Origin of the sequence: Oceanotoga teriensis (assembly GCF_003148465.1) — a bacterium.
In the GTDB taxonomy this organism is placed as follows: domain Bacteria; phylum Thermotogota; class Thermotogae; order Petrotogales; family Petrotogaceae; genus Oceanotoga; species Oceanotoga teriensis.
Map to the genome: position 1 here is coordinate 263323 of NZ_QGGI01000001.1, position 21637 is coordinate 284959.

Here is a 21637-nt window from a genome sequence, read left to right on the forward strand (position 1 = left end):
GGGAGTGATGTTTTTGAGAATTTTTGGAAAGGTAATTTCCAGTTTCCTATTGTTTTTTTTAGGCCTTTTTACAGCTGGTGTTTTATCTTTATTGATTTTAATATTTTTTGTTAATACTTCTAAATATGTAGAAATCCCTTATTTAACGGGAGAAAATAAAGATGTTGCCATAAAATCCTTAGAAGAAAAAGGTTTAATACCAAATATAGTAGGAAATGGTAATACTGTTTTATATACTGAACCTGGACATGATGTAAAAGTAAAAACAGGTCATCATGTTATTGTTCAAATGAGAAATATAGAAAAACAAAAAGTTCCAGATCTTTTAAATATTCCTCTTGAAGTTGCAGAACAATTTTTAACAGAATTTAATATTAAATATGATATTCAAAAAATTTCTACTTATCAAAAGGATAAAAATGGTTTAATTGTTAATATTTCTCCTTCTCCAGGAAATGAAATATTAAATGATACAATAATTTTATCTGTTGGCGTTTATGAAGGGGTGGAAAAGTGAGTTGGAAAAAAGCTGTTGTTACAAGATTTCATTCAAATATGGTTACTGCTATGGACATAGATAGTGGTGAAAGATTTGAATGTATGTTAAGAGGAAAATTTAAACAACAAAAAATAAGACCTATAGTTGGTGATTATATAGAATACTCTTCTGATAATGATAATTTAAAAGTTGAAAATATTTTACCTCAAAAGAATAGACTTTATAGACCTAATATTGCAAATGTCGATCAAGTAGTTCTTGTAACAACTCTGAAAGATCCAGAAGTTGATTTATTGATAGTAGATAAGTTTTTAATACAAGCTGAAAAAGAAAAACTTGATGTTTTAATAATAGTAAATAAAGTAGATCTTTTAAATACTGATGAGGAAAAATTTAAACTTGAAAAATTTATAAATACTTATTCTGAGATGTATGATGTTATCACTACATCTAAATTTAGTATGGAAAATATAAATTTAATAAAAGATAATTTAAAAAATAAAATTTCTACTATGGCTGGTATGTCTGGAGTTGGAAAATCTTCTTTGTTAAATATAATAAATAAAGATCTTTCATTGAAAACTGGAGAAATTTCTGATAAATTAAAAAGAGGAAAACATACTACAACTTTTACAGAACTTTTATATCTTGATTTTGGAGGATTTATAGCTGATACACCGGGTTTTGCTAATCTCGAATTGTTGGGTTTTGATACTAATTCTTTAAAAGATTTTTTTCCTGAATTTGATGTTCTTTCAGCTTATTGCGCTTTTTCAAATTGTGCTCATATAAATGAACCTGATTGTGAAATAAAAAGATGTGTAGATTCAGGAGAGATCTCAAAATCCAGATATAATAATTATTTACATATATATTCCGAAATTTCTAAAAGGAGAGATAAGAAATGGTAAAAATATACCCATCTTTACTTGCTGCTGATTTTAATAATCTTGAAAATGAAATTAGTGAAATAGAGGATATTGTTGATGGTTTACATATGGATATAATGGATGGTTCTTTTGTACCCAATATATCCTTTGGATTTCCAATTTTGAATTCTGTAAGAAAAATTTCTAATTTAAATTTTGATACTCATTTGATGATAAAAAATGCTGATTCATATATAGATGAATTTTCAAAAACGAGTAGACAATTAACCGTTCATTATGAAGCAGTTACTCATTTACATAGAACTGTAAGTAGAATTAAAGAGCTTGGTTGCGAAGCAGGTGTATCATTGAATCCACATACACCAGTTTTTTTGTTAGAGGAAATTTTACCTTATTTGGATAGAGTACTTATTATGAGTGTTAATCCGGGTTTTACAGGACAAAAATTTATAGAAAGTTCTTATAAAAAGATTAAAAAATTACATGAGATGAAATTAAAACTCAATCCAACTTTGGATATAATGGTAGATGGTGGTGTTGGTGAAAATAATATTGCAAAACTTTATAATTGTGGTGTAACTTCATTTGTTGTTGGAGCAGGTGTTTTTCATCAGGAAGATAAAAGAGCTGCTGTTTTAAATCTAAGAAAAAGAGCTGAAAATAATGATTGATATTATCATAGCTACTTCAAATGATCATAAAGTTGATGAAATATCGAACTTAGCTCCAGAAAATTTTAAAATTACTTCTATAAAAAATTTTATGGGAAATTTGAATATTGAAGAATATGGAAAATCTTTTATTGAAAATTCAGTTATAAAAGCAATAAATTCTGCTAAAATAATAAATAAACCTGTCATCGCTGATGATTCCGGTCTTTGTATAAAATCTTTAGATGGGTTCCCAGGTATTTTTTCTGCGAGATATATGGAAACTTATTCTTATGAAGAAAAAATGCTTGAAATTTTAAAAATTTTATCTAAACATGATAATAGAGATGCTTATTTTGCTTGTGCTGCCTCGTATTTTGATCCTTCAAAAGACCTTTTGATATCTTTCGAAGGGAAAGTCGAGGGTCATATTTCTGATAAAATATCTGGATTACATGGTTTTGGCTATGATCCTTTTTTTATTCCAAAAGGGTATTCTGAAACATTCGGTGTTTTAAGTCCTAAAATAAAAAATAAAATTTCTCATAGATCTAAAGCTTTTAATGGATTATTTGATTTATTAAGTAAATTATTATAGATTAAAGATTCATATAATTCCAAAATAGAGTATATAATAAGTAAAAATTATAACTTTATTTTGGATTTTTTATTGACTTTTTTAAATCATAATGGTATACTTATGTATATAGAGGTGATTTTTATGATTTTAAAAGATAAGATTAAAATACTTGCTGAATCGGCTAAATATGATGTTTCATGCTCTTCAAGTGGTTCTTCAAGAGCAAATAGCAAAAATGGTATAGGAAATGCCAGTATAGGTGGAATTTGTCATTCGTGGTCTGAAGATGGGCGATGTATTTCTTTGTTAAAGATATTATTTTCTAATAATTGCATTTTTGATTGTGCTTATTGCATAAATAGAAGGTCTAATGATATTGAACGTGCTACATTTACTGTGGATGAAATGGTTAATTTAACTATTAATTTTTATAAAAGAAATTATATAGAAGGTCTATTTTTAAGTTCTGGAATTTATTCTAATCCTAATGAAACTATGAATAGTCTTTATATGGTTGCAAAAATTTTAAGAGAAAAATATAAATTTAATGGTTATATACATTTAAAAGCTATTCCAGGTGCAGATCCTTTACTTATAAAAAAAGCTGGATTTTATGCCGATAGAATGAGTGTTAATATCGAATTACCTTCAGAAAAAAGTTTGAAAATTCTTGCTCCACAAAAAAGTAAAAGTTCATTACTCGTCCCAATGAAAAGTCTTTCTGAAAATATATTAGATTTAAATAGATTTAATGTAAAAAATCATAAATTTGTACCTGCTGGGCAATCAACTCAATTAATAGTCGGAGCATCTCCAGAATCAGATTATAAAATAATTAAATTAAGTGAAAATTTGTATGATAAATTTAAATTAAAAAGAGTTTATTATTCAGCTTTTTTAAAAGTTAATGAGGATAATAGACTGCCAAACAAAAATTCTTCTCTTTTAAGAGAACATAGATTATACCAAGCTGATTGGCTTTTAAGGTTTTATAAATTTAAAGCTTATGAAATTTTTAATAAAGGTAATTATTTTTTAGATGAAAAATTAGATCCTAAATTATTTTGGGCTTTAAATAATTTTGATTTGTTTCCAGTAGAAATAAATAGATGTGACTTTGATACTTTAATAAGAGTTCCTGGTATAGGAGTAAAATCAGCATATAAAATTTTTAATATGAGAAGAGAAAAATCTATTAATTTTGATGATTTAAAAAAAATTAACGTGGTTCTTAAAAGGGCTAAATATTTTATTACTTGTAATGGTAGATATATGGATTTTTCTTTAAAAGATCCCGATAAAATAAAACAAGCTATCTATTTAGAAAATAAAGGTAATTTAATTCCTTTATTTCAAGATAATTTGCCAGTTATTAGTATAAGGTGATATTATGTATATAGAATATGATGGATCTTTTGAAGGATATTTAAATGCTTTATATTATATATTAAAAAATAAAATAAGCCCAAATAAGATCAGTTTTAAAAAAAATTTATTCAATATCGAATCTATTAAAATTAATAGTAATATTAAAATATTTAATTATATGTCATCTTATTTGAAGAGAAGCGTGAGTAATTTATCTTTACATAAATTTTATCATTGTTTTTTATCTAATTTTGAAGATAAAGATTTATTGGCAATTAAATATATAATCCTTGCTTTGAAATATCCTAAAGCCATTGATAATTATGAAACTAATGATATCGTTATTAATGTTAATAAATATTCGAAAAGAGTTTCATTTGAAAGTCATAGATTTCTTGGAATTCTAAGGTTTAAATTATTAAAAAATAATTTTTATTTTTCAAAGATTAATCCAGATAATTTAATAATTCCATTAATTTCAAATCATTTTGTTAAAAGACTTTCAAATGAAAATTGGATAATTTTTGATGAAAATCATATGATGGCTGCAATATATGAAGAAAAAAATCTTAGTATTGGATTAATTAAATCATTTAAAAATATTGATTTTATGCTTGAAGAAGAGGAAATTTTATATGAGGAATTTTGGAAGAAATATTATAAGTCTATATCTATAAAAGAACGGAAAAATGATAGATTAAGAAAAAATTTTATGCCTTATAGATACTGGAAAAATCTAATAGAAATTGCAAATAAAAAAAGCGAATTATAAATTCGCTTTTTTAAAGATTTATTGTAACTCCAGCTCCAAAATCCATAAATCTATCATTTAATTTTTGCTTTAATAATTTTTTTGCCGTATCTCCAGTACAATGACTTGGTAATATGTATTTGAATTGAAGTTTATTTATTTCATTTATGTCTTCTTTCAATACTTGATCATATTTTTTGTATAGATGTAATCCACCAATGATCATATATATTTTATCTGAAAAAGTTTTTTCAACATGTTCTGATATATTTTTTATTCCTGAATGAGCACATCCAGTTATCAATATTAACCCTTTTTCTGAAGGTATTACAAGAGATTGTTCTCTTTCTTCTCCAAGTATACCAGTTGAATATATTCCCTCATCTATAGATGTAGGTTTGTTTATTATAATCGGTCTTACTTTGATTTCTCTTAATTTATTTTCTATTTCTTCGTTTTGTTCTTCTGGAATAACTATGTTTCCAACCCTATAATTCTTTAAGACATATTTTATAGCACCTATATGATCTTTATGACTATGAGATATAAATAATATATCTATTTTTTTTAAATCAGGATCTATAAGATTTATATTATGCTCAAAAACTTCCGGATCAGAACCTGCATCGAATAATATATTATGATAATCTGTTTTTATTAAAGTGGAAAATCCCCAATCAGATCTAAATTTAGATGATTCGCTGTAATTATCGACTATTCCAGTAATCTTAATATTCATAATACACCTCCATTGTTGTTAATTATATCACTATAATTTTAAAAATATCATTTATTATATATTAATTTTATATATTAATATAATGAATATATAGTTTTTATTTTAATATTTTTTGGCTTTTTTATTTTATTAATGTTATAATTGAAATGGGTATAATAATAAGGAGGGATTTTTTATGTTTAAAAATGCTCTTGCAATTTTAAATTACGCTTATGCAAAAGAAGTGGAAGGTCATAATTTTTATAATGAAAGAATTGATAAGGTGAAAAGTGATGAATTAAAAAATATTTTTATCGCTCTTTCAGAAATGGAAATTAATCATATGAATTATGTTAAAGATTTAATATTAAAATTAAGAAATGAAGATAGTCTTGACCTTGATTATGTTGAAAAAGATGATTTTTATGATTCCAGAGAATCTTCCGAAATAGTTGGTTCCCTTGATGATTTAACTTCGGATCTTTCTATTATAAGAATGGCTTATTTAATAGAAGATGATTTTATGAAATTTTATGAGGAAGGAGCTCAAAAAGTAGAAAATGAAGAAATGAAGAATTTGCTCTTAAAACTTTCTAAATGGGAGATGAATCATAGAGATTTATTAAATGATCTTTATAGACGTATGATGAAAATTTATTGGGAAAAAATGGGTTTTGAACCATTATTTTAATATTAAAGACCATTTCTAAAGAAATGGTCTTTATTTTACATACTTTCAATTTCAGATTTTATTTTTTCTACTTCATTTTCATTTTTTTCGAATAATTCATTTAATTGTTCATCTGTTAGATTACTTATCTTTTGTAATCTTTCAGGAACTCCTTGCCTCTTTCCAGGTAAACATCCATCGTTTTTTACTTCACCTTTTATAAAGGCTTTAGCAAAAGCTGAACAACCAGGATAACCACATGCTCCACAATTTACTCCTGGCAATGATGCTTCTACAATTATTTTTCTTACATCTTCTTTGACTTCAAACTTTTTTGCCGCAAAAGCCAAAAATGATCCCGATAAAAAGCCAAGTATTCCCAATAAAATTATAGAATTTATTATTGTTGTCATTTTAGCACCTCCTTAAAGTTTTACAAGTCCAGAAAATCCCATAAAGGCCATAGATAATAATCCTGCAGTTATTAATGCAACAGCAGTTCCCTTAAAAGGTGCTGGTATATCATTTAAATCTAATTTTTCTCTTATTGCTGAGAATATTATCAAAGCCATAGCAAATCCTAATGCTGATGCTAATGAATTTACAAATGCTTCTATAAAATTATAATTTGTTTGTACATTTATAAGAGCAACTCCAAGAACTGCACAGTTTGTAGTTATTAATGGTAAAAATATTCCTAATGCTTCATATAATGATGGTGATGTCTTTTTTATGAAGAATTCTACAAATTGAACGAGAACAGCTATAACAAGTATAAATACTATGAGTCTTAAAAATTCTAATCCCATAGATACGAGTAATAGGTTTAAAAACCAAGTTATTATTCCTGCCATAGTCATTACAAATATTACGGCCATAGACATTCCAACAGCAGAATCTATTTTTTTAGATACTCCTAAGAATGGACAGATTCCTAAAAATTTTGATAATACAAAATTATTTACAAGGATAGCTGAAATAAATATTAAAACTATTCTCATTATTTAGCCCCCTTACTTTTTTTACTTTTTGATATTCCAATAGAATTAAACAAGGCTAATAGTAAGCCAAGGGCTAAGAAAGCTCCTGGTGGTAATATGAAGGTGTACATCTTTAAAGCATCTCCCCATATTGATATACCAAATATTGTACCATTTCCCAATAGTTCTCTAACAGATCCTAAAAGCACTAATGATCCTGTAAAACCAAGTCCCATTCCGAGTGCATCCAATATAGAATTTATTACATTATTTTTTGAAGCATAAGCTTCTGCTCTTCCCATTATTATACAGTTTACAACTATTAAAGGTATAAATAGACCTAATGTTTTCCATAATTCATAAGTAAATCCATGCATAACTAAATCTATTATTGTAACAAAAGAAGCTATTACAACTATATATATAGGTATTCTTATTTTTTGAGGAACTAATTTTCTTATCAATGAAATAACTATATTTGACATTATCAAGACTGATAATGTAGCTAATCCCATTCCTAAACCATTTTTTGCATTTGTTGTTGTAGCTAATGTAGGACACATTCCTAAAACTTGTACAAATGTAGGGTTATTTTTTATAAATGCATTTTTAAAATTTTTAGTATCGAGCATTTTACATCACCCCTTCTTTTTGTAAATATTCTATTGCTATATTTAAAGAGTTAGCAACTCCTCTAGGTGTGATTGTAGCTCCTGTCATTACATCACTTGTTTGTACAATTCCTTGTTTTTTGTATTCATTTCTATTTTTTTCATCTGAATCTTTTCCCGCATCTTTATTTACCTTTATTTCATTTTCTAAACCAGATTGCGGTATATAGAAAAATCTTTCTTTTATTTGTTCTTCTGAAATTTTGGCTCCAAGTCCTGGAGTTTCTTGTGAATAATTTATTACTTCTATTCTATTCAATTTTAGATCATTATCAGTTTTTATAAATGATACTACTGAAGTCACATCTCCACCAAATCCAATTCCTGTAACCGTTAGTATGTATATATCTTTTTCTTCACTTTGGAATTTGTATACAGGAGAAAGTATTTTAGAGTTTGCTGAATTTTTGTATAATGTTTCTTCCCCATCTTTCCATATGTATTTTTGTAATTCTTCTGAGTTTTGAGGTATGTTTTCGACTAAAGAATTATTTGATTCATCTTTTAATATGTATTTTATAGCTTTTAATTTTGCATTGAATTCTGCTTCGTCTATAAAAGGACTTACAGTATTGTAAACAAAAGCTACGAGAAAAGCAGCTATTATCATATACAACATTAATATCAAACCTGTTTTTAAATATTCTTTCATTTCGCTACCTCCTTTTTAGAGGTACCAAATATTCTTGGTTTGGCCCATATATCTATTAAAGGTACAAGAGCATTCATTATTAATATGGAAAAAGATACACCTTCTGGATATGATCCAAAATATCTAATTACCATAGTTATTATTCCCATTCCAAGGCCATAAACAAATTGTCCCTTTTTAGTCATAGGCGAAGTTACCATATCAGTTGCCATAAATAATGCTCCAAGAATTAATCCACCAGCAAGAATATGAAATAATGGTGTACCATATTTTTCAGGATTTATTGTATAAAATATTCCTGAGAATATTAATACAGTTCCTATATAAGTTAATGGTACAGTTAATTTTATTCTTCCTTTTAATGCGAGAAATAAAAATCCTATTATTAAAAACAATGCACTAACTTCACCAATAGAACCAGGTATTTTCCCTATGAACATATCCCAGTATGAGTATTGTGAAAGACTATTTTGGAATCCTTCTGATCCTGCTATTCCAAGAGCACTTGCTCCAGTATAAGCATCTATAGATTTTAATGATATTGTATTAGATATATTTTGATAATAAAAAGGTTTTACCCATGTTGTCATAGCAGTTGGAAATGATATTATCATAAATACTCTTCCAACTAATGCAGGATTGAATATATTTTGTCCAAGTCCTCCATATACATGTTTTCCTATAACTATTGCCACAAGTACACCTATTAAAATTTGATACCAAGTTACTGCCATCGATAAATTCATTCCTAATAATAATCCTGTTACTGAAGCTGATAAATCTGGTTTATAATTTTTTTTATTTCTTATGTATTTTACTATTATTAGATCTAATACTTCAGCACTTATCATAGATAATAACATAATATATAAAGCTCTTAATCCAAATATCCAAGTAGAAGCTATTACTGCTGGTGTTAAAGCTATTAAAACATCACTCATCACTTTTCTTGTACTATCTTTTGTTCTAAAATGGGGTGCTGCTGCGGTGTTTAATTTCATAATCTCAACCCCTCCTCTGTTTCATTGCTCTTACAACTTTTTTTGCTGTTTTGAATGATTTTGCAAGTTCTATATTAGAAGGACATATGAATGAACAACTTCCACATTCAATACAGTCCATTAACCCATTTTCTAAAGCTGTATCATAGTTTCTTGTGTCAGAATATTTTTTTAATAAATATGGTTGTAATCCTATTGGACACACACTAACACATGAAGAACATCTTATACATGGAAAATCTTCTCTTTTTGGCAAGATATCTTTTGTTAATACTGTTATTGCATTATTTCCTTTAAATGTAGGTAACTCTATATTTGGTAATGGTATTCCCATCATAGGCCCACCATATAAAATTCTATCTATGTTTTCTTCATCAATTAATCCAACATTTTCAAGTAATTCATTTACTTTTGTTCCTATTCTATACAAAAAATTTCCTGGTTTTTTTACTCCTTCTCCTGTTAAAGAAGCACCTCTTTCTACTAAAGGTTTTCCGTTTATTATTGCATCATAAATGGCATAAGTCGTTGAAACATTAAAAACTATAACTCCAATATCTATTGGTAATCCTCCAGAAGGAACTTCTTTAGAGGTTATTGCATTTATTAATTGTTTTTCTGCCCCTTGTGGATATTTTGTTTTTAATGTTTTTATTTCTATATTTTTACCATTTGTTTTTTCTATCATAGTTTTTATTGCTTTTGATTTGTTTTCTTCTATCCCTATATAAGCTTTTTCTATTCCAGATGCATATAAAAGTATTTCAATACCTTTTATTATTTCATCTGTTTTTTCCAACATCATTCTCTCATCAATCGTTATGTATGGTTCACATTCTGCTGCATTTATTATGAGAGTTTCTGCTTTTTTCCCCTTTGGTATCATAAGTTTTACATGGCTTGGGAACATCGCTCCTCCAAGTCCTACAATTCCAGCCTCTTTTATATTGTTTATTATTTCTTCACTTGTAAATTTAGTAAAATCATCATTGTGAGGTAATAGTTGCCAATCATCTTCTGATGTTTTTTTTATAACTATTACATCATCTTTTCTTCCTGAGGCTGCATTTACCATTTTTTCAATCGATACTATTTCCCCAGTTAATGGAGAATGTAAATTTGCAGATATAAAACCACTCGCTTCCGCTATTTTTTGTCCCGTTTTTACTTTTTCACCTACCTCCACTATTGGTTTTGCGGGAGCTCCTAAATGATTAGAAGTATACATGTACACAGTATCAGGTAATTTTAAAACTTTTATTTCCTGATCTTGAGACATTTCTTTCTTTTCAGATGGATGTACTCCACCTCTGAATGTAAGAAAGCCCATTTTTAAACCTCCTTGTTTTTTCTGACTTTAGGAATATTATATTGTACTTTCCCAGGTGTTTCATTGTAATAAGGTCTCGTACACCATGGACACCCTGAAGTCTTTTTAGCTTCTTCTAAATCTATATCTTTTTTTGGAAGCTCTATTAAATTTCCTTGATTGTCAAACTTAAAATCTTTTAATTGTATATCATATTTGTTTATTATTTCTCTTGAATTTTGTATTTTTCTATATCTTTCAATTGTTGGCTTTTCATATGCCTCTAATTTTGTACCTTTTACAGGTGTAAATGCAAATAAACTTACAAGTATACTTTGTGATTTCATATCCAACATAAATTTTACTATATCTTCATCAGTTTCACCTAATCCAACGATTACATGAGTGGTAACTTTATGTAAAAAATCTTTAGATGCTCTTATCATTAAATCCCTATATTTAGAATATTCTGTACCTCTAATTTTTTTAAATAATTTTTCATTTGCAACATCAACTGATATACCTATTCTATCTATTTTATATTTTTCAAATAACATTTTTATTTCTTCTAAATTTTTTGGTCTTATTGAAACAGATACATCAACTTTCTTATTTTTTAAATATTCTAACAATGGTATTAATTCTCTTTCATAGTTTAAAGATGAAACTACTTGTATACATATTCTTCTAAATATTTTTTCATCAAATTTTTCTTCGAATTTTTCTAAATCTATAGAAGGCCATTTAACCCTTGATAAATAGTCTGTATCTGTATAAGATTCTCTTGCTTGAGAACAAAAATAACAATTATATACACATTTTTCTCCTATCATTATATATGCGGTAGGCATTTTAAATTCAAATCTTCCATTTTTGATTCCCATTTTAACGGCTGTTGCATATGATAATTTCAATTTAATGTTCCTCCTCATAAATTAATTCATATCCTTTATATTCAAATATATAAAGTGTAGCTTCGCTTGTGACTATTTTATCTTTTACTTCATATCTACTCAAAAAGGAATCCAAATCTAAATTTTGGATTCCTTCTATTTCTTCTATTAATTTAAGTGCTTTTTTTATTTCTAATTCTTTTCTAGCATTTATTTTACTTATTTCATTGTTATATTTTATAGTTAATATTGATAATATTCCAACACATATTAATATTATGAGATTTAATATTAATTTCAACTTTAGAATGCTCCGAGCCAAATCCCTATCAATATTATTGTGAGTATTCCTATTATTGAGAAACTCACTATTAGGATGGCATCAAAAGATGATAATTTACTCGGCATATCTTCTCTATTATTTTTAAAATCTTTTGCTACATCTCCTATTACTTTATTTTTGTCTTCATCATTCATCATTGATTCTCTTTTTTGTCTCGCATTTTCAAGTTTAGCTTTATCTATAGTTATTTTTAAATTTTTTTGTATTACAGTTTTTCCAATTTTTCCGTTTTCAAGATCTATTTTCAAAAATATGTAGTTCGTTCCTGGTATTAATTCTTTTGATATAAGGTTTCCAGGTATTGTTTCTCTTGTTTCATTTTTTTCATCTATTTCTATTGCCAATAATGGATCACCAACATCCAGTCTTATCACAGGGAATCCATCCAAAGGATCTATAACAGGAAATATTTCTTGAGCAGTTAAAACATCTGCTCTATTTAAATATTCATATACTCCTGAACTTCCTTCTTTTTTTGCTGCTTGAAGCCACGTTAGATCTTCATAATTATAACTCTGTGCGACTAATTTTACTTCTGTTTCTCCTCCCCAATCAAATAGTATATCTTGTATTATAGCCTTTATTACGAATGGGTCGGCATCTTGGACACCAAGAAAGAATTTGGTAGATATTATTTCTAAACCGTATTTTTTTAGTGTTGTATAAAAATATGCGTTGAATTGTTTGTTTATTGGAGCTAAATTTTTATCTCTTGTTATCTGATAAGTTAATATATCTATATCAGATTTAAATTTGACATATTCCTGAGTTGTATCAGGAATTTCATATTCTTTTAATTTTCTTTTAGAAAGAGTAGCAATATTAAATTCTGGTTCTTGTCTCTTTTTACCAAAAATATATCCTATAAAAGTTTCACCTGTTAATGCTGATGTAGCAAAAAATTTAATAGCATAAAAATCCATCAGTAAACCCCCTAAAATTCGTTAATAATTCCTTCTCCAGAATTTAAGTTTTTAATATTTAATTCTTTTAAATCAACAAAATTATCTATTACACAATTTTTTCCTATTATTGTTTTATCTGGTATATTTGTATTAAATCCTATTAAAGTTATATCACTATTATATATTTCTTTATTTATTTTTGATACTTTATATTCTTTTAATCCTATTTCACATTTATCACCAACAACAGTACTACTGGCAATTATTGATTTGTTTATTATGGTTTCTTTACCTACTTTTACCCTATTCATTATTACCGAATCTTTTATTTTTGCACCTTTTTCTACTATTACACCTTGAAATATGACAGAATTTTCAACTTCTCCATAAATTTCTGCACCTTCACTTACAAAGCTTTTTATAACATTAGCTTTATCAGAAATAAAAGCTGGCGGTAATTCTTCGGATTGAGTATATACTTTCCAATTTTTATCATGAAGGTCTAAAGGGGGTAATGGTCCCAATATTTCTAAATTACAATCAAGATATGAACTTATAGTTCCCACATCTCTCCAATATCCTTCAAAATTATACGCATATAAATTTGAATTGTTTTTTAATATCGATGGTATTATATTTTTTCCAAAATCATGATCAGATTCTGTTGATGATGCATCTTTCATCAAAGCTTTTTTCAAAAAGTCCCAAGAAAATACGTATATTCCCAATGAAGCTAATGTTCCTTTTGGTTCTTTAGGTTTTTCTTGAAATTCTCTTATTTTATTAAATGGATCTGTAACCATTATCCCAAATCTATTAGCTTCTGATACAGGTACTTCCATACAAGCAATAGTACAATCTGCAGATTTTTCTATATGATAATCAATTATATCATTATAATCCATTCTATATACATGGTCACCAGATAATATTATAACAAAATCAGGTTTATATTTATCTATAAATTCTATATTTTGATATACAGCATCTGCTGTTCCTTCATACCATGAAGTATCAGATCTACTTAAATATGGTGGCAGTACATAAAGACCTCCATCTTTTATATCTAAGTCCCATGGTTTTCCTATTCCAAGATGATCTACAAGTTGATGAGGCATGTATTGAGTTACAACACCTACAGTGTTTATACCAGAATTAACACAATTACTTATTGCAAAATCTATAATTCTGTATTTTCCACCAAATGGAACAGCTGGTTTTGCAAGATTATTAGTTATAACTCCCAATCTTGTTCCTTGACCACCTGCAAGTATTAATGCGAGAACTTTCATAGAATCCCTCCCACTTTATATAACAGTTCCTTTTTCTATTATATTAATATTTGATTTTATACTTTCAATTGTTTTTCCTTCTCTTATTTTTACATCTTTATCTATTATTATATCTTTTATATGACTTCCTTCTTCTATAATTGTATCTTGTAATACTATAGAATTTTCTATGACAGCACCAGCTTTTACTATTACACCTCTTGAAAGTATTGAATTTTTTACTATTCCATTTATTATACATCCATCCGCTATAAATGAATTTGATACTTCTGCATTTATATTTATTTTTGGAGGAGCAAAATCTTTTAATTTTGTATATATTTTTCTTCCAGAATAAAACAATTCTTTTCTCACTTCATAATTTAGTATATCCATATTAGTATCATAATATTCTTTTACTGATTTTTTTATATTTCTCCAATATCCTTCAAAATTATATGAGTATACTCTTAATCTTTTTAAATTTGGAACTATTATATCCATCAGAAGATCATTTCTTTTATCTTTAGGCGATGAGTAAAGTAATTCCATCAATAAAGCTTTGTTTATAAAATAAACTCCTGTAAATATTTTATCGGATATTTTTTCATCTATTTTTTCTTTTATATCAATTATTTTATTTTCTTTATTCACTTTTATTTGACCATATTCAGCTATATCATAACTTTCCTTATGTTCTTTTGTTATTAAGGTTATATCTGCACCATTTCTTATGTGAAATTTGTATAATTTTTTAAAATCTATATTATATATATGATCTCCAGATCCTATTAAAACGAAGTCTTCTTCAGCTCTTTTTAATAATGTCATATTTTGAAATATTGCATCTGCGGTGCCTTCGTAAAACATGCTATCATTGAAACTTGATAAAAATGGTTGAAGTATAAACATACCTCCCCTTTTTCTATCGAGATTCCATTCTTTTCCACTTCCTAAATGGTCCATCAATGATCTTGGATTGTATTGAGTTAATACTCCAACTTTATTTATTCCTGAATTAACCATATTACTTAAAGTAAAATCTATTGCCCTATACTTTCCAAATACAGGAACAGCTGCAGATGTCCTTTTTTTAGTTAATTTTTCTAATTTATTTCCACTTGAGCCTGATAATATTAAACCTAATACTTTCATTATTTCACCTCATTTATATTCTAAACCATAAACATTTCAAATATAAGCTTTCAGGTATTTGTATTATCCAAGGGTGGTCTAATGATTGATATGTCATACCCAATACCTGTATGGTTTTTTGTAAAGGTTCATAAGCTTTTCGAGTAGCTTCTATTAAGAAATCTATATCTGCTTGATATGCACAACTACATACACCCATTATTCCATTTTCTTTTAAATGTGGTGCCGATTGTTCTATTATTTTTTTGAATATTCCTATTCCTTTTTGTCTTTCAGATTTTTTCTTTATTAAAGAAGGTGGATCTAATATTATAATATCAAATTTTTCTCCTTCATAATTTTCAATATATTTCAAAAAATCTGTATTAATAAATTTAACATTTTTTATTTTATTTAATTCAGCATTTTTTATTCCAGTTTGATATGAATGTTCATCTTTATCTATAGCTATGACTTCTTCAGCTCCAGAAACAGCAGCATTAAATGCAAAACCGCCAGTATATGTATATGCATCCAATACTCTATCTCCATTTTTAGTGAGTGTTTGTAAAAATTTTCTTGAATCTCTTTGATCAAAGAAAAATCCTGTTTTTTGTCCTTTTTTTATATCTACATAATAATTTATTTTGTGTTCTTTTATTATTATTTCATCTGGGGGTGTTTCTCCATATATAGTTCCAACATTTCTTTTTATATCTTCATTTACAGTTGTTTCAAAATCACTTCTTTCATATATTCCTTTAGGTTTTAATATTTTTATGAGTGCATTAGTTATATAGTTTTTGTATAATTCCATCCCTTTATTTCTTATTTGAATAACTAAAAACTCTTTATACTTGTCTATTAATACTCCCGGCAGTCCATCAGCTTCTGCATGTATAAGACGATAACTGTCAGTTTTTAAACTTTCTCTTTTTTTATAAGCTGTTAATATTTTACTTTCAAAAAACCTTTCATCTATTTCTTGATCTTTTATACTTAACATTTTTACAGATATATTTCCTTTAGAGTATATTCCTTTGCCAAGAAATTGAGAGTCTGAAGAGAATACATTACATATTTCTCCTTCTTTTCTGTCTCCTTCTATATTCTTTATTTCATCTTCAAATATCCATGGATAATTATTTTTTATTTTTCTGTCTTTTTTGTTTTTTAAAAATATTAAAAGCATTTTTTTCTCCTTAAAGATCTTTTTGTGTGTTTAATTTATATTCTATTATTTCTTCTTCATTAAAAAATATTTTGAGTTCTCTTTCTGCACTCACAGGAGAATCAGAAGCGTGAACTATATTTTTCCCAACAGTTAATCCATATTCTCCTCTTATACTTCCTGGAGAAGATTTCAAAGGATCTGCGACTCCAATTATATGTCTTACCATATCTATTGCTCTTGGACCTTCAACTATCATTAGAATTACTGGACCGGATTTTATGAAATCTATTAATTCTTCATAAAAAGCTTTTCCTTCATGTTCTTTGTAAAGTTCTTCGGCTTCATTTTCTGTTATATTTTTTAGTTTTAAAGCTGTTATTTTTAACTCTCTTTTTTCCAATCTTGTTATTATTTCACCTATTATTCCTCGTCTTACAGAATTTGGTTTGATCATAACAAATTCTCTTTCATATTCCATTTTATCCCCCCTCTTCGAGATTACCATCTATCAAATTGAAAGTTTTATCGGAATATTTTTTTACATTTTCATCATGCGTCGCTATTATTATTAATTTATTTTTTTTATACTGGCTTATTATGTTATATATTATTTCTTTATTTTTAGTATCTAATGATGCTGTTGGTTCATCACATAATATTATTTTTGTATCAGCTATAAGTGTTCTTATAAATGAAACCCTTTGAGCTTCTCCACCAGATATTTGGTCTGGATAATTATTTTTTATATGATATATCCCCATTTCTTTTAATAATTCATATATTTTTTCATCATCATCTTCATTTTTTATAAGTTGCGATATTTTTATGTTTTCATATATACTTAATTCTTTTATCAAATTATGTGTTTGAAATAAAAAGCCTACTTTTAAATTATCTTTTTTTATTATATTTTTATTTTTATCCTTTATTAATCCGCCAAGTAAATATAATAAAGTTGATTTTCCACTTCCAGATGGTCCATATATAGAATACAATTGGTTTTCTTGGAAATGTACATTTATATTTTTTAAAATTATATTTTTTTTATAGGCAAAATTTAAATTTTTTACTTTTAATATAGTTTCAGTCATCATTTCTTATCGCCTCTATCGTATCTATTTTTAATATTATTTTTGATGATATAAATGAAAAAATATATGTAATAATAACATTTATTATAAAGGCAATAATTAGTATTTTTATATTTATATTTATTGGTAAATATTCTAAATAAAATATGCTTATAGGCAATGGTATTTTTATAAAATTTAAAACTATTACAGTTATTAAACCAAATATCATTCCTATTAAGTATCCAAATAAAGCTATTATTTGAGATTGATATAAAAATATTTTTTTTATATTTTTTTTCTTCATACCTAAAGAATTAAATATACCTATTTCTTTTTTTTTATTTAGTATACTATAAGTTATTGAATTGCTGGTTGTAAACCCTGTCATTAAAAATATAAAAAAAGTTATTATAAAGGCTAAATAACTATCTACTTGAACTGTTTTCATCAAAGATTCGTTGGATTCTTGCCAAGTCATAGCATTTGTATTTTCAAAATATTTTTCTTTTATTTTTAAGGCTTTTTTTGGTTCTTTTATATAATACCCTGTATATTTTTTTATGTCTTTATTTTTTTGAATTATATAATTAGAATCAAACAAAGATACCCCAGATTTAAAAACTCCATCTATTGTTATTTCTTTGTATATTGGTATTATCCCTTTTATCTGATATATTTTCAATTTATTTTCTTTTAAGTTCAAATTATTCATCAATGTATTTCCTATTATATTGTTACCAGATTCATTTGTGTTTAAAAGTTTATTTATAGGTGTTAAATTATCTGTTTCTAAAATATTTATATTGATTATTTTTCCATTATTCATAATAAAAGCTGGAGTTATATCAAAATTTATCTTTTCTTCTATTTCTTGAAATTCTTTTGCTTCATAATAATTTGTTATTATATGTGGGTAAAAATCTGTTATAGATTTAATTAGAGTTTGATCAAATCCATTTATTATAGAGGTTATTATTATTAATCCCCAAACAGATATAGCAATTGAGTAGAGTGTAAATCTATAATCTTTTTTTGATTTTTTTAAGAATCCTTTTATTATTATAAATAATAGTTTTCTTTCTTTTTTATTCATTCATTATCACCAATGCATCATAAGGTGTAGTATCTATTAAATTATCTGAGAAAAATTTTATTAATTCTAAATAATATTCATCATTATTTATTATCTTAAATTCTTTTTCATAATGTTTTTCGAGATCTTCTTTTATTTTTTCTATTTTTTGATTGTTTTTAGAAAATATATAAGATACTTTATTTTCTATTTGAAAATCTATTTTCTTATCTAATATTTTTATTTGATATCCTTTTTCTTTCCAATTGTTGAATATATAAGTATAAAAACTGTATGCATTATTTTCATAATTTTTTGTAAATAATAACCATAATTGTTTTTCATTTTCTTCTGGATCTTTAAACTTAGATATTTTATATTTAAATTCATCTATATTATGTTCATCTATAAGAACATAATTACCTTCAAGTTTTATAGGTAATTGCATAAATGTTAAATTTGAACTTTTTAATTTGCCATAAAGATTTAACATTTCATATATTTCAAATGTATTTGTTGTTTTTTCATTGACTGTTTTCACTAATTCTAAAAGAGTAAAAAAACCTCTTTCTTGTGCAGTTTTCAACATAGCAAATAAAGCTTGTTTTTGTCTTTCTATTCTTCCTATATCTCCATATTCATCATGTCTAAATCTTACATAAGATAATAATTCGCTACCATTTAAATTATTATATCCTCTTTTAAAATTTATATTCAAATTTTGATGATAATCTTGATAAAACATGTCTTTTTCTACAAATATTTTTACGGGAGAAATTATATCTCCTATTTCTTTAAAAATAGAATAATTAAATATTACATATTTTTGTGGTCTAATACCAGAAATATTCTCTATTTCATCAAATAGTCTTTCTATTCCAAAGTGTTCATAAACAGAATTTATTTTTCTTTCTTCATTGTTTATTTTTATTATTAAATCCCTTGGAATAGGTGTTAAAAGCGTTTTACCTTTTTCATCTATACTAACAAGTATTAAAGTATCTGTTCTTGATACTCCACTTTCTTCTGAATCAACCCCTATAGCTAAAAAATATAGAGGATATTTCAAAGTTGTTTTTATTGAAAAGTTTGTGTACAAAGAAAATATTATTGATATTATTAATATAATTAGCAGGGAAAGTGTTGCTATCCCTGCAATTTTTCTAGTCAAAAGTATCACTCCAATATTGTTTTTATTAAGTCATATACTTTTTGATCTATATAGTTTCTTTTATAAGTTTGATCGCCTACATTAACAATCATAGGTTTGTTGAATATCGTTTTTAAAGTTAACTTATCATAGTCAGTTATAGAATAATTATTAAACGCGCTTATCAAAGCATACACAGATTCATCTGTTAGATTAGTTTCTCTGTCATATTTTCTTATAACATCTCTATATTTTCCTATGAATAATGATTGAATAGGATTTATATTGCTAAATTTTAAAGCTGTTATAAATCCATCAATATCTTCTGAAGGTTTATTCAATAATTCTGTAAATTCTTTTATTAGATCTATATTTAAATTTATATAATATTTAAAATCTGATTTTAAATTAAATTGATTTAAAAATTCATCTGTAGCTATTATTAAACTTTTATTGTTTATATTTTTATTTGTATCTGGGAAAGTACTATTATTAGGTATTTTAGTTATTTGAATTCTTTTATTATCATTTATAACTCTTATAAAATATAAATCATCTTCATATGATATTGCATAAGTATTTTTAGATGCTTTTAATGGTTCTGAATTATTTATTTTGAAATATTTGTATCCAAAAAAACCTATAATTGCTATAAGTATTAATATGATAATTAACAACCATAATTTTCCTTTTGATTTTTTCTTTTTACTTCCTAAATATATATTTGCCATTTAAATCTGCACCTCCAGGACATGTTTATTCCAATATTCTATAGTTTCGTCTAATATCAATAACCTATTTTTTAATGCATAAGTTATTTTTCCTTTCATTACATAATTGTATGCTTCATCTAAAGATTTTTCAGATATTTTTCTTAATTCCTCAACTCCTTTATAATCCCTTGTTTGTTCAGCTGAATCAGAAATCACCAAAGCTTTTGTTATATCATTGGAATTGATACATCCAGAAGTATGATAATATATTGCCTGATATATTTCTTCGTCTAATTCATATTTTTCTTTTAAATATAGAGCTGCTATCTTACCATGTAATAACAATGGATAGTTTATTTCATACATTTTTAAATTTAATTTATATTTTTTTGCTTGCTCCATAAGTGTCTTAGAATTTTTTTCTCTGAAAATATCATGGCCTAAAGCTGCTATTTCACATTTTTTTGAATCTAAAGAAAATATTTTTGAAAGTTTTTCTATATAGTCTTTCACAGAATAAACGTGTTTTAATCTTCTTTCACTTAAATTTTCTTCTATTTCTTTTTTTATAAAATCTATTTCATTCATTATTTAAACACCGCCAAATTCACTTTACATATATTACCATTTCTTATATTCTAATTTATCTTCTAAATGTTCTTCAAATCTTGCAATAATAAATAATAAATCAGAAAGTCTGTTAACATATTTGTTCAACTGTTCGGGAACTTGCGACACTTTAGAAAGAGAAATTATTCTTCTTTCAGCTCTTCTTGCAATTGTTCTACAAACATCTAATTTTGATGATTGAATAGTATTGCCAGGTATTACAAATCCTTTTAAATTTAATCTTGTTTCATATTTATATACATATTGAGTTATTTTTTCAACATCACTTTCTTCTATTGGTTTTACATAAAGTTTATCTTTGGATGCCAATTGTCCAGCAACCCGAAACAAATCGTTTTGTATATCTATAAGTATTTCTTTTATTTCATGTGATTTGACATAATGTTTTGATTCTCCAATATGAGAATTCAGTTCGTCTATAGTTCCATAAGACTCTACTCTTATATCATCTTTCCAAACTCTTTCTCCACTCCAAAGGCTTGTTTGACCTTTATCTCCTTTTTTTGTAGAAATAGACATTTTTTCACCTCCAAAGTAATT

27 protein-coding genes are annotated in these 21637 nt (G+C 25.9%); 7 read left to right on the forward strand and 20 right to left on the reverse strand.

Annotated features, from left to right (window positions below):
* The first annotated feature begins 13 nt into the window (after positions 1-13).
* From C7380_RS01315 to C7380_RS01340, 6 genes are all read left to right on the forward strand, one after another.
* A complete protein-coding gene (locus C7380_RS01315) occupies positions 14-517 on the forward strand; it encodes a PASTA domain-containing protein (RefSeq protein ID WP_158274740.1) in 504 nt (167 codons plus the stop codon).
* Positions 514-1410 carry a ribosome small subunit-dependent GTPase A gene (rsgA, locus tag C7380_RS01320; protein ID WP_109603676.1) on the forward strand — a complete coding sequence of 299 codons (897 nt, stop codon included), beginning with the start codon at positions 514-516 and terminating at the stop codon, positions 1408-1410. Before C7380_RS01315 ends, rsgA begins: the two co-directional genes overlap by 4 nt.
* Positions 1404-2060 (forward strand): ribulose-phosphate 3-epimerase, encoded by a 657-nt coding sequence (rpe, locus tag C7380_RS01325; RefSeq protein ID WP_109603677.1) that lies wholly within the window; start codon positions 1404-1406, stop codon positions 2058-2060. The genes rsgA and rpe overlap by 7 nt, the downstream gene beginning before the upstream one ends.
* Positions 2053-2637 carry an RdgB/HAM1 family non-canonical purine NTP pyrophosphatase gene (gene rdgB, locus C7380_RS01330; protein WP_109603678.1) on the forward strand — a complete coding sequence of 195 codons (585 nt, stop codon included), beginning with the start codon at positions 2053-2055 and terminating at the stop codon, positions 2635-2637. The genes rpe and rdgB overlap by 8 nt, the downstream gene beginning before the upstream one ends.
* 123 nt (positions 2638-2760) lie before the next feature.
* Positions 2761-4005, forward strand: a complete 1245-nt coding sequence (locus C7380_RS01335) for a putative DNA modification/repair radical SAM protein (protein ID WP_109603679.1) — start codon at positions 2761-2763, stop codon at positions 4003-4005.
* Between the two features lie 4 nt (positions 4006-4009).
* Positions 4010-4759: a TIGR03915 family putative DNA repair protein gene (locus tag C7380_RS01340; protein WP_109603680.1), complete on the forward strand. Its 750-nt coding sequence runs from the start codon at positions 4010-4012 to the stop codon at positions 4757-4759.
* A gap of 10 nt (positions 4760-4769) precedes the next feature.
* On the opposite strand, the gene C7380_RS01345 is transcribed toward C7380_RS01340, so the two are convergent.
* Complete coding sequence (locus tag C7380_RS01345; protein ID WP_109603681.1) at positions 4770-5477, reverse strand: MBL fold metallo-hydrolase; 708 nt, start codon at positions 5475-5477, stop codon at positions 4770-4772.
* Positions 5478-5652: 175 nt separating this feature from the next.
* Here C7380_RS01345 and C7380_RS01350 point away from each other — a divergent pair, with 175 nt between their 5' ends.
* Positions 5653-6147, forward strand: coding sequence for a ferritin family protein (locus tag C7380_RS01350; RefSeq protein WP_109603682.1), 495 nt, complete (start codon positions 5653-5655; stop codon positions 6145-6147).
* Positions 6148-6182: 35 nt separating this feature from the next.
* On the opposite strand, the gene C7380_RS01355 is transcribed toward C7380_RS01350, so the two are convergent.
* The 19 genes from C7380_RS01355 to C7380_RS01445 are packed head-to-tail and all read right to left on the reverse strand — an operon-like array spanning position 6183 to position 21616.
* Positions 6183-6539, reverse strand: coding sequence for a (Fe-S)-binding protein (locus C7380_RS01355; protein WP_109603683.1), 357 nt, complete (start codon positions 6537-6539; stop codon positions 6183-6185).
* Positions 6540-6551: 12 nt separating this feature from the next.
* The gene (rsxA, locus tag C7380_RS01360; protein WP_109603684.1) at positions 6552-7127 is read right to left on the reverse strand and encodes an electron transport complex subunit RsxA; all 576 of its coding nucleotides are present in this window, start codon (positions 7125-7127) and stop codon (positions 6552-6554) included.
* Positions 7127-7738, reverse strand: coding sequence for an electron transport complex subunit RsxE (gene rsxE, locus C7380_RS01365; protein WP_109603685.1), 612 nt, complete (start codon positions 7736-7738; stop codon positions 7127-7129). Before rsxE ends, rsxA begins: the two co-directional genes overlap by 1 nt.
* Position 7739: 1 nt before the next feature.
* Positions 7740-8429 carry an RnfABCDGE type electron transport complex subunit G gene (locus C7380_RS01370; RefSeq protein ID WP_109603686.1) on the reverse strand — a complete coding sequence of 230 codons (690 nt, stop codon included), beginning with the start codon at positions 8427-8429 and terminating at the stop codon, positions 7740-7742.
* Positions 8426-9430 carry an RnfABCDGE type electron transport complex subunit D gene (locus C7380_RS01375; protein WP_109603687.1) on the reverse strand — a complete coding sequence of 335 codons (1005 nt, stop codon included), beginning with the start codon at positions 9428-9430 and terminating at the stop codon, positions 8426-8428. The genes C7380_RS01370 and C7380_RS01375 overlap by 4 nt, the downstream gene beginning before the upstream one ends.
* Positions 9431-9434: 4 nt before the next feature.
* Positions 9435-10760, reverse strand: a complete 1326-nt coding sequence (rsxC, locus tag C7380_RS01380; RefSeq protein ID WP_109603688.1) for an electron transport complex subunit RsxC — start codon at positions 10758-10760, stop codon at positions 9435-9437.
* A 2-nt stretch (positions 10761-10762) separates the two neighbouring features.
* Positions 10763-11653: a LipS2 family lipoyl synthase gene (lipS2, locus tag C7380_RS01385; protein ID WP_109603689.1), complete on the reverse strand. Its 891-nt coding sequence runs from the start codon at positions 11651-11653 to the stop codon at positions 10763-10765.
* Between the two features lies 1 nt (position 11654).
* Positions 11655-11933 (reverse strand): hypothetical protein, encoded by a 279-nt coding sequence (locus tag C7380_RS01390; protein WP_109603690.1) that lies wholly within the window; start codon positions 11931-11933, stop codon positions 11655-11657.
* Between the two features lie 2 nt (positions 11934-11935).
* Entirely contained in the window at positions 11936-12898 is a 963-nt protein-coding gene (locus C7380_RS01395; RefSeq protein WP_109603691.1) for a DUF4899 domain-containing protein, read from the reverse strand.
* Positions 12899-12909: 11 nt separating this feature from the next.
* Positions 12910-14172 carry a glucose-1-phosphate adenylyltransferase gene (locus C7380_RS01400; RefSeq protein WP_109603692.1) on the reverse strand — a complete coding sequence of 421 codons (1263 nt, stop codon included), beginning with the start codon at positions 14170-14172 and terminating at the stop codon, positions 12910-12912.
* Between the two features lie 15 nt (positions 14173-14187).
* Positions 14188-15306: a glucose-1-phosphate adenylyltransferase subunit GlgD gene (glgD, locus tag C7380_RS01405; protein WP_109603693.1), complete on the reverse strand. Its 1119-nt coding sequence runs from the start codon at positions 15304-15306 to the stop codon at positions 14188-14190.
* Positions 15307-15319: 13 nt separating this feature from the next.
* Positions 15320-16477 (reverse strand): class I SAM-dependent rRNA methyltransferase, encoded by a 1158-nt coding sequence (locus tag C7380_RS01410; protein ID WP_109603694.1) that lies wholly within the window; start codon positions 16475-16477, stop codon positions 15320-15322.
* Between the two features lie 10 nt (positions 16478-16487).
* Positions 16488-16937, reverse strand: a complete 450-nt coding sequence (gene ndk, locus C7380_RS01415) for a nucleoside-diphosphate kinase (RefSeq protein WP_109603695.1) — start codon at positions 16935-16937, stop codon at positions 16488-16490.
* A 1-nt stretch (position 16938) separates the two neighbouring features.
* On the reverse strand, positions 16939-17553 hold the full coding sequence (locus C7380_RS01420) for an ATP-binding cassette domain-containing protein (protein WP_109603696.1): 615 nt from the start codon (positions 17551-17553) through the stop codon (positions 16939-16941).
* Positions 17543-18625, reverse strand: coding sequence for an ABC transporter permease (locus C7380_RS01425; RefSeq protein ID WP_109603697.1), 1083 nt, complete (start codon positions 18623-18625; stop codon positions 17543-17545). The genes C7380_RS01420 and C7380_RS01425 overlap by 11 nt, the downstream gene beginning before the upstream one ends.
* A complete protein-coding gene (locus tag C7380_RS01430; RefSeq protein WP_158274741.1) occupies positions 18618-19775 on the reverse strand; it encodes an LCP family protein in 1158 nt (385 codons plus the stop codon). The genes C7380_RS01425 and C7380_RS01430 overlap by 8 nt, the downstream gene beginning before the upstream one ends.
* Positions 19776-19780: 5 nt before the next feature.
* Entirely contained in the window at positions 19781-20485 is a 705-nt protein-coding gene (locus tag C7380_RS01435) for a hypothetical protein (protein ID WP_109603699.1), read from the reverse strand.
* Entirely contained in the window at positions 20486-21055 is a 570-nt protein-coding gene (gene yqeK / locus C7380_RS01440; RefSeq protein WP_109603700.1) for a bis(5'-nucleosyl)-tetraphosphatase (symmetrical) YqeK, read from the reverse strand.
* 33 nt (positions 21056-21088) lie between these two features.
* A complete protein-coding gene (locus tag C7380_RS01445) occupies positions 21089-21616 on the reverse strand; it encodes a cob(I)yrinic acid a,c-diamide adenosyltransferase (protein ID WP_109603701.1) in 528 nt (175 codons plus the stop codon).
* Between the last annotated feature and the right edge of the window lie 21 nt (positions 21617-21637).